This is a genomic window from Gelidibacter maritimus (assembly GCF_014062315.1).
GTDB lineage: Bacteria > Bacteroidota > Bacteroidia > Flavobacteriales > Flavobacteriaceae > Gelidibacter > Gelidibacter maritimus.
Window position 1 is genome coordinate 22,034 of the sequence record NZ_JACGLT010000026.1, and the last position, 15,055, is coordinate 37,088.

Consider the following 15,055-nt stretch of genomic DNA (forward strand, 5'->3'; position numbering starts at 1 on the left):
TTATTAAGTTAATTGAATAGTGTCCATTTAGTAATAAACCACTATAAAAATTCACTCGCAAATAAGAAAACAATAAGAACTTCTCGTAAAAGTCTGGACCTGACAACCATTTAACGAAATCTATCTAATTCAAACAGCGTAAAATATAAACAAACGACTTTCTACCTTTCAACAAATGAAGATCCTTTCCAAAACTCATATAGATAGAATGACCTATTAAATCTACTCGATCGAAAAGGATAAAATCTGATCAAGCTAAACATTTATGAAAAAGAAAAACAAATGAGATTAAGTAGCAGTATTCTTTAATTTTCCAATAACCATATGTTCATTATCTACAAACTCAATCCTCTTGAAAACCTCAATAATAAATATAAGATAAGAATACACAGAGAGCATTCGCTCTTTCCCTAAGGCTAACTACGTAAATTAAAATGGCTGTATTAGGCAGCTATGGACAAAAACAAATCAAGAAAATTAGTAATTAATCCCTTATGCAACATCGAAGTCAGGTTTTCAAGACATCTTGAAGGATTCATCAAAATCTCTGAATGGTGAAAATAAAAAAACCGGAACCTAATTAAAAGTTCCGGTTAAACGAGATAACTAACTCAAAATTAAAACTTATCCCAGAATATTTTTGTGGTCATTAAGTCGCCTCCTATGGCATTTGACGCGGCTTCATAATTGTCACCATTCAATGTTTTATCGAAAATTGAGTAAATATTACGGACAGGCACTTTACCTTTTGCTTCTTCTACAGCAGTTACAGGGGCTTTCAATACCGGAAAATCCAATCGCCTGTATTCTGTCCAAGCTTCGAAGCCACGATTAAAATATGCAATCCATAGCTGGTTTGCTATTTTTTCTTTAGAGGTTCCAGGAGCTGTAGAAAACGCCACATCACTCCTATTTAGATATATCTGAGTATCAGCGTCTGCCACACCCCAAAAACTCATACTTGCTTCAATACCTTTTGTATAATATTCTTCTGGAGTCCCTCCAACTTCAAAACCTCTATTGGCTGCATCTGCCAATAGAAAGCAAGTTTCAGTATAATCAAATAATACACCTGGATTTGATTTTTCTTTCAATCTTTCTCCCATATTGGAATAATCGCCATAAGAAACTTGCTGCGCATATGCAGCTCCAACATATTCCCCTCCTTTTTTTGACTCTGGATTAAAGAAGACATCTCTTCTCGGATCTTCATTAGCATTTAAAATGTTTACAAAAAATGCTGTTGGAACAATTTGACTTTCGTTCACCAAGTTATCGTACAAAGGATTCATATCTGTAATTGAAGTAAAATACTGAAACAACGCAGTTTCACTTTCATTACTCATTACCCCTGAATTAACAGCGCTTTCAACCATAGTTCTAGATTTTTCGAACTCAACATCGGCAAGATGCAACCCCATTTTTAGCTTAACACTATTCGCTAATGTTCTCCATTTGGCAACATTACCTGCATAAACTAAATCAGCTTGACCAAAACTTTCGTTATTTACATCCATATCGGAAATAGCAGTATTTAAACGATCGGCTAAATCAAAATAAATTGTTTTCGCATCATCATATTTAGGATAAGGATATGCATCAATATCCAACGCTTCAGTGTAAACAACGTTTCCAAACAAATCCACCAGGGCTTGATAGGCCATTATTATTTGAACTTCAAGAATTGCAATATTATTTTTCTTAACTGCAACCTCAACTGAACCTAAAGCCTCCTTATCCTGCACCATTTTTTGTGCATTAATTAAATCTTGCAAAACATCACGATATAAAAGAATTGAATGTGAATTTCCTAGATTTCTTTTTACCTGATTATAATTTACCTCATCCGTATAGGTTGTGGTTGTCCAATGTTGGGCATATCCTCTAAAATTATTATCATTTACCGATGCGTTTGTTAAAAAATAAGCATAATTAACTTGTGCACTTGTCATTAACGCGCTTGGCAAAGTTGTGGTATATGATTTTTCATCTTCGTTTAAAGTATCCAAGCTATCACATGAGGCCATTGAAAGTATAATCGCTCCTGCAAAAAATATTGTTTTTAAATTTTTCATCTTTATATTGTATTTAGAATTGAACTTTCATATTAAAACTAAATTCTTTTGACGTTGGCAAAACACCTGTTTGGAAACCCTGCATATTTCCTGAAGAACTTCCTGCTTCTGGATCTGCATAGGGCAAGTTTTTACTAATTATCCATAAATTGCTACCGTTTATCGCAAAAACAATATTATTTATAAATGTACTTGCTAACAATCTTGAAGGAAGTCTATAGCTTAATCCAACTTCCCGGAGTTTTACATATGAAGCATCATAAACATATTGTTGCTGTGGCATTGAATTGTAAAAATAATATCCATTATCTCCTTCAACACTTACTACAATATCATTCTTAGTCCCATCTTGTTTTACTCCATTAAGTAAAACCCCTCCACCATCTGCAATTGGATCTCTCTGTGGATTTCCCAAGTGATTGTTTGAAACTGTGCTCTGATAAATACCTGCGGTATGCCCGAAGCTCTGATCTAAAGAATAGACATCTCCACCTTTTTTAACATCAATTAAAAAGTTAAATGAAAGACTTTTATAAGTGAATGTGTTGTTAAATCCACCTATCCAATCTGGATTAACATCACCGATTGTAGCTCCAGCCGTATGTTGATAATTCCCTCTAGAATTGATCACTTTTTCACCATCTAAATAAGTAAATCCTGAACCTATTAATTGACCAACCGGTTTTCCTACCTCAGCAACATATCCAACACCTTGAAAAGAGCCAAGCGAGATTCTATCTGCACCATCTAATGAAATTACTTCATTTTTATTTGTAGACCAGTTGATTGTAGTTTCCCATGTAAAGTTTTGAGTTTTTATCGGAATTGCAATTACAGACAATTCATAACCCTGGTTTTGAACATCCCCACCATTTATCCAAGCATTCGTATAACCCGTTTGTGTTGGTGTCTGAATTGATAAAATTTGATTTGTTGTATTTGTTCTGTAGTATGATAAGTCTAAACCTAATCTGTTTCTAAAAAATTTAACTTCAATACCTGCTTCAACACCTTTAGTTAACTCACTTTTTAAATCAGTATTACTTTTACTGTTTTCTGTAGAAAAACGAATTCCATCAGGTCCAAAATTGTTGTTTTTAGAATATCTTGAGTTGGTAACTGCAAAAGGAGCATCGTTTCCGGTTTCAGCATAATTTAAACGTAGTTTACCAAAAGATAACCAATTTGCTTGGATATGATTACTGAAAATATAAGTTCCCGTAATCGATGGATATGAATACGTATTATTATCAGTTGGTAAAGTTGATGATTGATCTACACGGTATGTACCTTCTAAGAAATAGGTTTCAAAGAAATTAAAACTAGCATTAGCATAAATACTATTTGTACCTAATGTTACTTGTGATTCGCTTGGACTATTTATTCCGTCAATTGAGTTATTCAAGGCATAAATTCCTGGCACAACCAACCCTCCACTTGTCGCTGCAAATATTGAATTACTCATCGAGCGTCTTGAATTCACTCCGAGCATTCCATTAAATTTAATTTCTTGTTTTATATCTGCTTTAAAGTTTAAAATTAAATCCAAATTGACTTCTCTAAACGTTTTATCATATCTCGTATACTGACCTTTAGCGTTTCCAGTTCTTTTAGAACCTACGGCAATGCGCTCTTCTTGAAGTTGGTGGTAATAATCTACTGCGCCTTTTCCAGTAATATCAAACCAACTAGCAATCTCAGTATTTAAAGCGAGGTTTCCAAAAAAACGATCCCTGTCTAAAGTATTGAAATTATTCTCGCGTTGAAAATAAGGATTATCATGAAATTGTACTGATACATCATCAGGCCCTCCAATACTCCAAGTCGTATTTTGTCCTGTCAAATTATATGCGTTTTCTAAATCTTTGAAATCAACACTTGATGAATACCATTGTCTAACACTACTCAAATAGTTGTTACCGCCATCACCATAACCCGTTTCATTCATACCTTTTGCATTTGCTTTTAAATAGTTTGAAGAAACCGAGATTTTAGTCTTTTCACTTAAGTTATAACTTACCGATAAATTAAAATTGTCTTTACGACTATTACTATTTGGTAATACACCCTGTTCTTGGTTGTAATTCGTATATCCAAATCTCAAATCACCATTTTCATTCGAACCGGAAATAGCAATACTATTTGTGTATGTTAAACTGTTTTGATAAAAACTATTTGGGTTGTTTTTTGGTGCTGTCCAAGGAGTTGCCTTACCGTAAGTAGGTAATTCAGGATAAAACGAGTTCCAATTGTAAACTAATAAACTTGAATCAAATTTTGGCCCCCAAGCTGCATCATCTGTTGCAGCATAAGGATAAAGTCCATTTCCTAAATCAACATTGCCGTAAAAGTCACCATATCCACCTCCATACAGATTTTGATATTCGGGCAACGTGTTTTTATCAACAACACCAATGTTAATTCCTGAGCTGAAACTAACACCTAAACCACCTTTTGTTTTACTTCCCTTTTTTAAAGTAACTAAAATCACACCGTTGGAAGCTCTTGAACCATACAGTGCAGTTGCCGCCGCACCTTTTAAAACGTTAATCGTTTCGATATCGTCTGGGTTAATATCCGAAGCGGCATTTCCGTAGTCATATCCGCCAACATTCCCACCACTTTTTTGGCTGGCTGTATTTGTATTATCATTGTTTAAAGGAATACCATCAACAACCCACAGAGCTTGATTGTTACCCGTGAGGGAAGTTGTTCCACGAATAACTACATTGGTAGATCCACCTATATTATTATTACGTCGAATCTCAACACCTGCAACTTTACCGGAGATATTGTTGGCAACATTTCCTGTGTTCACTTTTGTAAGATCCTCCCCTTTCACTTCTTGAGTTGCGTAACCAAGTGATTTTCTTTCTCTTTTAACTCCCAAAGCCGTTATTACAACTTCATTCAATTTTTGAGAGTCTTCTTTCAAAATTACATTTACCACACTTGTTGACGCCGGAAGTTCTTGAGTTGCCATGCCGATATAACTAAATACCATAACGTTGTTTGTTGACGCCTTTAGTGAGTATTTCCCATCAAAGTCGGTTTGAGTTCCTTCTTTGGTTCCTTTGACTAATACGCTCACACCTGGCAAGGGTACTCCTAAATTATCTGTTACCGTTCCGGTCACTATTCGCTCCTGTGCGAATGTTAATTGCGTTACAAACACAAAAAGCATTATCGCTAATTCATTTTTAAATAACTTAATTTTCATACAATGGTCTTTAAAATTAGTATGAGCAAATATCTTTGTTTATTGATGACTTTAATGATAAAATATTAACGAAAACAGCGCATATATTACCCAATATTTACATTTTCGTCAATTTTTTAAAATATCATCTTCCTTTTTTATATAAAAATCATTTTATGTTATTAAAATTTTCTTGGGAAAACAGAAAGAGATACCTTATTTTACAGAGTTACTCCTTCCCTAATATTTTAATTATCCATTTTGCTCCTATTTAACATCTAAATTTGGATGATCCACTTTAAATCTCTTGAATACTTTATTCCCTGTAGAGATCAATAACATTGTCCGAATCAAGGATAAGACAAGGAGATTAAGAGGGATATACATTAAAAACCGCCATTTAATCATCTGCATACGTCTCAATTAAACACAATTCACGAATCCTGTAAAGAACATAATGATTTTTAATTTTTGAATTTCATTTAAATAAACATTTTTAGATTTTAAAAAATTATAACGGATCAATAAGAGACGTCTTTTATCCTGTGGAAGAATCCTTTTTATTACTCATCACAATTTAAGGAAGGGCACTCTTCTTTGAAGAAGTCGTTTCCTTCAGACTAAAACTTTCTTGGAACTTGGAAACGATTGTAATAAGATTTCTTTTCTTGTATGCGGTATGCCTATTTTTTATTATGCTATTAATTTTATTGATATTTAGTAATAAATATTATTATTTTACCTCGAGTGACCTTACAAATTAATAAAAGTAGTTACAAGGAAATAGAAACGCACTCAATTTGTATTAATTCCCATCAATTCGAATCGTAATCATTAATAAGTATATTTAATCAATATAGGCAAGCTCCCTCCATTTCAATCCCTAGTTATTGAAACTATCAATAAATTTTATTCATAAACGCGTTGACAGCAATTAATCACATCTATTTCCAACTCACTATTCGCTTTTCGAGAATTTTATTTTCTCGATATCCAGCTCTTAATATAGACTATAGTTGCTTGCTTCATATTAGTATATCGGATAAGAATAATATTTCTTATTTCGAATCTGGTTGGTTATATAAGTTATTCCTTCGAAAACTTTATTAGCTTAATCTAAATTAGTGTTTTTTCATATCTAAATAATATCATTTCGGGTCCATAGGTGGAATTCTAAACTAACGAGTGGGCTGTCATAATTGCCTTAGTTTAGTTAAAGACTAACATAAAAATCAATTTATCGAATTATAAAAATCAATCTAAAACTGTATGAGCTTCCTTATTACAAAGATGAGCTCAATCCAATCATCATGGAGGAACCTTTTGACTATCAATACGGCGAGCGTCATGCTGCTTATGTCAACAAATTATCTAACCTCATTAAAGACACCTCATTAGAGGATATTGGCAGACCTTAACGCTCTCTACCAATAGTTTATTTGACTATGGAGATTTTAAACAAGTCCTATCGGGAAATGAAGAAGCATTGTACAGAGCGGAAGTTCTTAACGATAACATTTCGAAATGCTTAAATCTAAAAATCCCTTTTTACAGGTGAATATCATTTCCTGCAATAATCTCGAAAATACGTATATAGCACTTGGTAAAGATAAAAAGCAGAAAAAATACTGAAGCGTAGTGTTCATTCCATATTACATCTTACCAATAATAGAACCTCATCAAAATTGAACTTCAAGTCGAACTAAAGAAAGCTGCCTTAGGATATATGTATTTTGTACCGAAACTTGATTCGGGAAACGTAAAACAAAATGAATTTCATCAAAGACTACAAAAGAACTTTTAGAAAAAAAAATAAGGTTCGGTCAAGTATAGACATGATTATTTAACCCTCAATACGAATTATAGATAAATTTGCGGCCACCAAGCTCTTATAAACTTAAAGTCAAATAAAGATTGAGAAAAAATCAGGAATATGGTATTGGTTTTACCGATGTGTTTTAGATTACTATCAATCAAAATACTCAACATAAAGAATGATCGATCATATGAACATTATCTACGAAATGTATTAATAAAGACAAACTACTTCTCCATGAAATTAGTAATGACAACTAATCAATAAGAAACGATAAAATAATTTTTGTATTTAATTTGAATGAATTCGATTCCTCTTCGATACGTTAGGTATATCAACGATGATTTAACAAAAAATTGATACTTAATTACTCGCACATAATACTAAACTATCCAACTTACAGGACAATAGGAATTAAATGAGTGTTATTTTGCTATATTTATCATTACTACCCTATTAAAACTTAAAACTGTTCTTTGAAATATTTGAAATTTAGTTATTTATAGAGGTTTGTCAGCCGAACGGACTTGAAAACAAAGCTTTGTTGCCAGATGAATCTGCCAGCCTATGTTCCAAGATAAATATGTCTTCGCTCAATTGGTCTCCTTTCTCAACTGGAGTAAGTTCAATCGAATTGTATCCAAGTATAAAGGAGACAAATACGTCAAGCATTTTAGCTGCTGGAACCAGCTGCTTGTTTTAATGTTCGGTAAGCTCTCCAATCGTGAAAGTTTAAGGAGCCTGATTGTCGCCTTAGATGCCCATTACTCCAAATGTTATCATTTGGTAATGGGGAAGAACCTCTCAAGATCATCTTTGGCAAGAACAAATCAGGACAGGGACTATCATATCTTTGAAGATTATGCCTACTACCTGGTCAACCAAGCAAGAGAGAAGAAAGCTGTCAATATCATCAATCTCAGCGGTAACGTTTATGCTTTCGATTCGACAACGATCGACTTATGCCTTTCCGTGTTTTAGTGGGCAAAGTTCCGTAGGAATAAAGGCGGTATCAAAATCCACAAACTGTATGATGTGGAAACACAGATTCCTACATTCTTTCATATTACTGAAGCTTCCATGCACGATTCAAAAGCGATGAAAGAGACCCCTTATGAACCAGATTCTTACTATATATTTGATCGAGCCTACAATAATTTTAAGATGTTGTATAAGATCCATCAAATAGGGACCTATTTTGTGATCAGAGCAAAGAGTAATCTTCAGTACAAACCCCTCAAATGGAAACGCAGATTGCCCAAGAACGTGCTTTCAGACCAAACGATCGAACTGACTGGATTTTATCCAAAACAGTACTATCCCCGGTCACTTCGCTTGGTCAAATACTGGGATGAGAAGCAACAACGTGAATTTATATTTTTGACCAATGCCATTCACATTTCAGCTCTGCAAGTGGCGGAACTTTAAAAAAACCGCTGGCAGGTAGAACTCTTTTTTAAATGGTTAAAACAACACCTTAAGATCAAAAAATTATGGGGTACTACCGAAAATGCTGTCCGGGTTCAAATCTATGCCGCCATATGTACCTATTGCCTCGTGGCAATTGTTCAGCACGACATGAAACTCGATAGAAGCACGTATGAAGTGCTACAGATACTAAGTATTTCCCTAACTGATAAATCGAATCTTAGAGAACTTTTCAGCAAAACTAAATTTCAAAATGACAAAGAACGAGATAGCCTTAAGGGGCCAAATTTATTTAATTTTTAACGTCCCGATTTTAATGGGACACTAGTGATATTTATATTTAGCTAAGTTGTCATGAGAATATTACCTTTTAAAATACCCAAATCGGAGCAAGCCACATTTATTTTTCAAGTAGATGATGATGAATCCTTTTTTGACAAACTACATAAACATGAGGAGATACAAATAAGCTTGATATTTCAAGGTTCTGGGACACTCATAATTGGGAGTACAGTCAATTTTTATAACCAAGGTGACATTGTCGTCATTGGAAGTAATTTGCCTCATGTTTTTAAAAGTGATTTAAAAGCCCATAAAGAATCTAAAATGTTTACTTTATTTTTCACAAAAGACTCTTTTGGAAAACATTTTTTCGAACTTGACCCTTTAAAGGAAATGTCACCATTTTTTGAACGAGCCAAATATGGATTTAAAATACTAACAAAAAAAAAACAACTCATAAAGCTATTTCATAGCCTAGAAAACAATAATAGACATAATCAATTTATCGTACTTCTGAAAATAATTAAAATTTGTTCCACAGTCAACTATATCAGTTTATCTTCTTTTGTTTATATGAGAAAATTCTCAGAACATGAAGGGAAGAAAATACGTGACGTTATTGAATACACAATGAACAACTTCCAAGATGAAATTACTTTAGATTGTATTTCCAATGTAGCTGCATTAAACAAAAATTCCTTCTGTAAGTACTTCAAAACACACACTAACAAAACGTATTTCGAGTTTCTAAATAAAATAAGAGTAGAATACGCTAGTAAATTATTAATAAATAATACGGAACTGCAAATAGCCGAAATAGCTTTTGCATCTGGCTTTAAGAATATTTCCAACTTCAATAGACAATTCAAAAAATTAAAGCACCAGAGCCCTTCAGGATTTAGGAAAAAAAGAATTTAAAGGCTGCAAGGTTTTCACCCATTTTATTGGGGAGCCCATACCTGTATCCAACACTGATATTCACACGGCCCACCAGACCATAAACAACTTAAAATGTGGGTTTGGATAAAATTAAAACATTTTTTCCCAATATCTGAATCATATCTATTATTTTCATATTAAATAAGCCACTAAAATGGATTGTCAAAGGCTTTAGCTTCAAAAAAAGCTCAAAAGTATTCTTTGGTTTTCTAAAGAGATTAGGATCTAAATGATAATCTTTTTAAATACCAAAACAGAAAAAAATGGAAGTTTCCCAAGTGTAAATTATTCTTCACAACAATTACACAGTAATTAAATCCGTGTATTTGCCATTGCAGAGAAGAACTAAACAGAAGTAAATGCATAATGGAACTTGGCCATTATAATGATATCAAATGATTTATGAAAAATAAAGGGTCGAACTTTAAACAAGTCCAACCCTATTATTTTAAGTCAACCCTTTTAATGGAATAGGGTCTTATTTTACTATTAATTTTTTTGTTTCAAAAATTTGACCATCAGAAACGACAATAATGTACATTCCTTTCGCAAGATGGCTAACCGAGTAGCTTGAAGCGTTTTTAACCCTGTCAATTAGCACACCATTGGTATTGTAGATAGTCAACGTTATTTCATCAGCATTTTGTTTGAAACTAAATTTCACCAAATTAACTGCAGGATTAGGATACATGGTAAATATTGTATTATCCAACTCATAATTTTGTGTAGATAAAACAAGTGTTAACTCGTCTAAATTAACAATCGCATAGCTCCAATCACTGAATTCAGTTTCATTTTTAGCTCTAACCCTAAATTCATAAATTATCTGGGATTCAACTTTACCTATCCAATAATAATATTCTGAAGTACTACCTACAGTTATCCATTCTCCTAAGTCATTTTTTATTTCTATATCATATTCTGTCGCATCATCAACCAGTCCCCAATTAGCATAGAAACCGACGTCATATATTCCTCCATCAGTAATGATTGGGCTCGATAAACCAGACGATGAAGCCTCCGTAAGTGTTATAGAAACAACATTCGAATACTCTGAATAATCTGAAAATGCTTGAGCGATAACTCTATATTGATAAATAACATCTCTCAATAAGCCCATGTCGGTATACGTGGTTTCTGTGCTTGGTAGATTGGCTATTTCTGTAAAAACATTATCAGCTCCTGATCTTTCTACTATAAGGTTTGTAGCGTTTGAAGCGTAGTTCTCCCAAGTAATGGTTGCACTCAATTCGTTGTTATCTCCCTCCACAACTAAGTTCATAGGTGCTAAAACTGTCACTAATTGTTGGTCGGCTGCTATTGGATCGTTTGGTTTTGTATTATAAGCAAAGCCCAACACAGTAAAACCTTCCCCATCAGCATCAACTGTTACATACATCCAACCATAACATACCCGCCCTCTACGTGTGTATTCAAAACCTACATATCCAGTTTGATCATCCCAAGTTGTATATGTATCAGTTCTTAAGTCCAAATAATTTGGATATGAACCTGGGGCAACAAAATTACTGTTTGAATCTATTATAGATCCTTCTGTGAGAAGAGTTATATTTCTGGTGCCATCATCACCGACCAATCTTTTACCATAAGTTTCAATTTTTAAATTTTTCGGAGAAAACAACCAGGCTCCATACTCTGTTTCATCACCTATGCCTAAGTCGAAAAAATCCCATGGCTCTGCAGCAGAAGCAGAGGCAATGTAATCTTCATTGTTTACATAATAGATGCCGTAAGGAATTTCAAATTTCAAATTAATTGATTTGCTAGGGTTTTCTAAAATGGCAACGCCTCCAGAGATTGCATCATCAAGAAAGCTGATGACTACATCTGCATCGTTAGCAGGGAGGTGTGAAGTTGCCTTACCTTCAAAAGAAACCACCACAGTTGAATTACTCTGAAGGGTTAAAACCGCGGTTAAGCCATCAGGTATTCCAGCTACTGTATAGTCAGTATCCAGAGTAAATGTACCACTATCTTTTGTAAAAGTGGCGTTGTTAGTTGATAAAGAGATCTCACTCGTTGTTGATATAGAACCATCGTTTTCATCTGATTCATAAACGATATCTGGCGAAATAACGACTCCTACTTTTGGTGTTACACCAGTATAGATTGTTGCACCGGGTTCTGTATTATAAGCATATTCAGATATGGTATAACCATCTCCATTTGCGTCAACTGTCACTTTAAACCAACCATAACATGTAGCCCCATCAATTAAATAATCAAAACCAACATATCCTGTTTTCCCATCCCAATCTGTATAGCCAGCATTTCGTAGATCAAGTTGATTTGGATAAGCTTCTGGGGCAGTAAAGTTACTTGCAGCATTAATAGCAACATTTGAAGCTAATAACGAAATGTTTCTCGTTCCCGTTTCACATACTAAATTTTTATCATATGTCTCAATTTTCAATTCATTAGCGTCAAATCTCCATCCTCCAAATGCAGGATCATCACCCATAGCAATTTCAAAGTATTCCCATGTTAACGCCGAAGATATTACTACATCTGGCATATCTACAAAAAAGATTCCATAAGGGTCTGCGTATTTAAGATAGAAAAACAAAGAATTACATGTCAAATCATCCGTACCACCCGTAAATGCAGCAGGTAAAAACGAAATTTCCCCAGTTGCATTGTCATTTAGATCATGGTTCATTGCGTTTCCAGTAAGAGTAATGGTAACTTGATTATTTGAGTTGACCGTTAAAACAGGGATAATACCTACTGGAAAGTTATGAGTAAAGTGTGTATCCGAAACCATTGTTCCAGAAGTCATTACAAACTCTTTAGATCCATCTAAACTTATTGTTGACGAAGTGTCAAAAGAACCATCATTGATTACGGCTTCTTTAAAGGATGTTGCTGATGCCAACAAGGAACTGCCTGTTGCGTTAACTCCTGTATCTATCAAGTTTTGTGGTTGCCAGAGTGTTACACGCGCTGGATGCTGTAAAGCAGCAAGCATGCGATCAATTTGTCCTTGGGTATACATTTTGTAACAACCTTGTGCTCCGTTATAACCCATGTAGTTTTCAATATTCACTTTATCCCCATTGCAATTTGTGCCTGGAGTACAGCCGAGATCATGATAGCCGTCTTCTGCTGGTGTATCATCTACTTGATCAGTTCCAGAGCAACCTCCCTCAAAAGTATGAATCAGATTCAGGAAATGACCAAACTCATGAGTCAGAACTGCGGAAAATTCCTTGTTGCTCGAGTTGTCATACAAATAAGCACCATTATATACTACGCGCGCTGTATTGTTATTAGTCATGGAGGTGCTAGGATACCAGGCAACTCCTGAATTGGTTAATTGACCATCGTTATATAAATCATTTTGAATATAAACATTCATATACTTTGTGTTATCCCATGCGTCTACAGCAATTTGTGAATCATAACCTCCGCCATTACCGTATCCATTTTTTGCTGGATGGAAAACAACGCCATTGGTACAACCTCCGTTGGGGTCAATTTTGGCAAGTTTAAATTCTATACCCAATGTTCCTCTACGATCTTGAAAAAATGGCTCCACTGTATTAAAATCATCATTTCTGCCGTTAAAATCATCATTAAGATGTGCTAGATGATTGACTATTTTCTGGTAGGTTACCGTTTGACCACTTTGCACATCTCCATATATATGAAATACAACCGGTATAACGTACGATTCCCCATCTGCCTTTGAAGATTTTTTACTTTGCTGTAAAGCAAATCTTTTACTGAACATATCAAAGTCCATTTTCTCTTGAAGGGCACTAGGGTTATTTCTGTAAACTTTTGCGTTTTCCTCACTTGCTCTACAAGGCAGTCCTTGCGCACTAACTTTCAATGAGCTAAAAATAAATAAGATAAATAGTAGTTTAAATTTCATATTTTTTTAGTTTTTATTAATATAAATCAAACTTAATGTTAAAAGTCATATTTCATTGATACTATTTTAGGGCATTGTGCTACAAAATTATCATATTACTATGCTTAAAAAATATCTGAGATTAGATGTGGATGATTTGCTAAAAGCAGAAGTTAATTTGCTGATGAGATTTGAATTATTATATGCATATGATTAAAAAACTTGCTTCTACTTGGGTTAAGTTTGATCTCGCAATTAATAAGCCTTTGCAAAATTTAGAAATTTTTCAAAAACTCAACTTTGATAAGTTGAACCAATAATCTGAAATATTGAGAAGTGAGGTTAACAAAAGTTTATTGGCACATATGCCATATACCTAAAAACCAACTGAATATAAATAAATAATAACAAAAGCTAGGGTTTCATGGTTCCAATTCTTGTGATAAAGGATATCCAGCAAAGAAAAATCTGGAGTTATGCCTATGTTTTGAGAGAGAGAGAGAGAGAGAGAGAGAGAGAGAGACGAAAAAAAAAGAAGTTTTTCCTATCAAAGATTTCCTTTTTCATACAGCTGTATCTTGAACCTACCTAAAGTTTTCTCAACATTTGCTATTCATTATGTCTTCACATATGAATAAGCACAGTTATAATTCAAAAAAATAAAATGAGAATGTCAGAAACTCAGTTCAGTTTAAATCAATTCTTAATTTTCATTATTTTTATTCTATGAATGTTTCTTATTCTCTTCATACTCTTAAGAATCCATTCTGAGTATTTTAAGCGAACACTATGGAGTGAGTACACTTTCGATAAATGCTCTAAAAGAATAAATATCTATTAACACTTATTGAAAAAGCCCCCGACAAAATGTCGAAGGCTCCAATCAATTAATCAAATAAAATAAGCTATTAACTCAAAATTCTTTAACACATCTCTTAATGTTTTACAATAATTTTCTTGGTAAACGCCCTCTCATTATGTTTTCCCCTAATAAAATATAATCCATCAGTAAAACTATCTAATGGTATTTTAATCAAGGATACATTCTTGTTATAAGTCTTTTGAAAGACCTTCTGCCCTATCGAATTGAAAATCTCAAGAAACATTGTCTCTTGGCCATTTGTTTGAATGTACAAATTAGATTGAACAGGGTTCGGATAAACTTTCACTTGAAAATCATTTAAATCGGACACTCCCAAACTGGAGGATTTAATGACAACTCCATAGTCCAATGCGTTCCCACTATCGAAAACACCGCACGCGGTCTCACCTCCCCTGCCATCAACATAATGACCTATTATTCTAAGTCCAACTTTATTTCCTGCCGCTGCATATAATGGTACGGTTATGTTTTCGGTGAACTCAAACTCTCCATTGACATAATCCGTAAACGCCACGTTTTTAGAAATAATCAGTTCATCTTCGGAAAACTGCCCATC

7 protein-coding genes and 1 pseudogene are annotated in these 15,055 nt (G+C 33.9%); 4 read left to right on the plus strand and 4 right to left on the minus strand.

What is annotated here, in order from left to right:
• Positions 1-617 precede the first annotated feature (617 nt).
• Positions 618-2,075, minus strand: a complete 1,458-nt coding sequence (locus H3Z82_RS18830) for a SusD/RagB family nutrient-binding outer membrane lipoprotein (protein ID WP_182207036.1) — start codon at positions 2,073-2,075, stop codon at positions 618-620.
• Positions 2,076-2,088: 13 nt separating this feature from the next.
• A complete protein-coding gene (locus H3Z82_RS18835; RefSeq protein ID WP_182207037.1) occupies positions 2,089-5,295 on the minus strand; it encodes a SusC/RagA family TonB-linked outer membrane protein in 3,207 nt (1,068 codons plus the stop codon).
• 1,289 nt (positions 5,296-6,584) lie between these two features.
• Here H3Z82_RS18835 and H3Z82_RS18840 point away from each other — a divergent pair.
• The 4 genes and pseudogenes from H3Z82_RS18840 to H3Z82_RS18850 all read left to right on the plus strand — a co-directional run bounded on the left by H3Z82_RS18840 (position 6,585) and on the right by H3Z82_RS18850 (position 9,718).
• Complete coding sequence (locus H3Z82_RS18840; RefSeq protein ID WP_235982499.1) at positions 6,585-6,692, plus strand: hypothetical protein; 108 nt, start codon at positions 6,585-6,587, stop codon at positions 6,690-6,692.
• Between the two features lie 965 nt (positions 6,693-7,657).
• On the plus strand, positions 7,658-8,071 hold the full coding sequence (locus H3Z82_RS19685) for a DUF4372 domain-containing protein (protein WP_235982500.1): 414 nt from the start codon (positions 7,658-7,660) through the stop codon (positions 8,069-8,071).
• A gap of 27 nt (positions 8,072-8,098) precedes the next feature.
• Positions 8,099-8,821 (plus strand): annotated as a pseudogene (locus H3Z82_RS18845) (IS4 family transposase); the annotation flags it as partial.
• Positions 8,822-8,872: 51 nt separating this feature from the next.
• The gene (locus H3Z82_RS18850) at positions 8,873-9,718 is read left to right on the plus strand and encodes an AraC family transcriptional regulator (protein ID WP_182207038.1); all 846 of its coding nucleotides are present in this window, start codon (positions 8,873-8,875) and stop codon (positions 9,716-9,718) included.
• Between the two features lie 499 nt (positions 9,719-10,217).
• On the opposite strand, the gene H3Z82_RS18855 is transcribed toward H3Z82_RS18850, so the two are convergent.
• Together H3Z82_RS18855 and H3Z82_RS18860 are read right to left on the minus strand one after the other, a co-directional pair.
• The gene (locus H3Z82_RS18855; protein WP_182207039.1) at positions 10,218-13,637 is read right to left on the minus strand and encodes a M43 family zinc metalloprotease; all 3,420 of its coding nucleotides are present in this window, start codon (positions 13,635-13,637) and stop codon (positions 10,218-10,220) included.
• Between the two features lie 914 nt (positions 13,638-14,551).
• Positions 14,552-15,055: T9SS type A sorting domain-containing protein (locus H3Z82_RS18860; RefSeq protein WP_182207040.1), on the minus strand; the 504-nt coding region annotated here is incomplete at its 5' end.